This is a genomic window from Corynebacterium sp. MSK035, assembly GCF_030232615.1.
In the GTDB taxonomy this organism is placed as follows: Bacteria; Actinomycetota; Actinomycetes; order Mycobacteriales; family Mycobacteriaceae; genus Corynebacterium; species Corynebacterium jeikeium_D.
In genome coordinates, this window is the sequence record NZ_JASPJP010000043.1 from 1 (window position 1) to 877 (window position 877).

At 57.1% G+C, this 877-nt stretch carries 1 pseudogene; it reads right to left on the reverse strand.

The annotated features are described in order from the left end of the window. Positions 1–725: pseudogene (locus QP978_RS10755) on the reverse strand (IS256-like element IS3503 family transposase); the annotation flags it as partial. Positions 726–877 lie beyond the last annotated feature (152 nt).

Sequence of the window (877 nt, forward strand, 5' to 3'; positions counted from 1 at the left end):
GGGTCTTTGATGGTGGTTTTCTCGTTCATCCATTCCCGGTAGGTGTGGTCGAATTCGTGCAGGTGGGCGACCCATGTGGATGCTTGGTCAAGGTCGGTGATGCGAGTGAGTTTCAGGGCTAGGCGGTAGAGGGTTTTGCCGGCATCGGTGCGGGGGTTGCTGGTGGTGTGGCGGCGGACTGTTCGTTGGGCGTGGACGAGGCAGCGTTGGATGCGTGTTGTTGGCCAGCAGTGGTGGATGGCTGATTGGGCACCTTGTCCGCCGTCTGTGACTGCGATTAGTGGTGCGGCAATGGGGCGTAGGAGTTCGGTGTAGGCGGCGGTGGTTTCGTGTCTGGCCCAGGTCCAGTTGATGACGTGGGTTTTACTGGCTGCGATCAGGAGGCATCCGGACTTTAGATAGGTCGCGTCGAGGAAGATTTGGTCATGGATGCGGAATGAGTCGATGGTGGGTGTGGGGATGATCCACCAGCACCATCGGAATCGGTGGTGCATGGTTTGCCTGGTTACGCCATGGTGTGCGGCGAAGGTGGTTAGAGATTGGGTGCCGGTGGCCCATTGGATGAACAAAGCCATGGTGGCGGTGTTTTTGTTGTGGGTTTGGGTGTTGCGGGTAAAGGAGTGTCCGCAGTGGGTGCAGCGCCAACGGGTGGTTGATTTGCTGGTGGTGCCGTTTTTCTTTGTGTTGTTGCCGCATAGTGGGCAGCTGGGGCGGTTGGTGGTCATCCTTTAATCCAACCGGTGTGCGGTTAGCACAAATGTGGCCGGAGGTGCGGGATGGTGTGGGTAATAGCTTTCGGGGAGCTATTCTTTGGTGATTTGTGGTGTGTGGTCTGGGGTTATGGTGGCATGCGGACACACTTTTCTTTACTTAACCC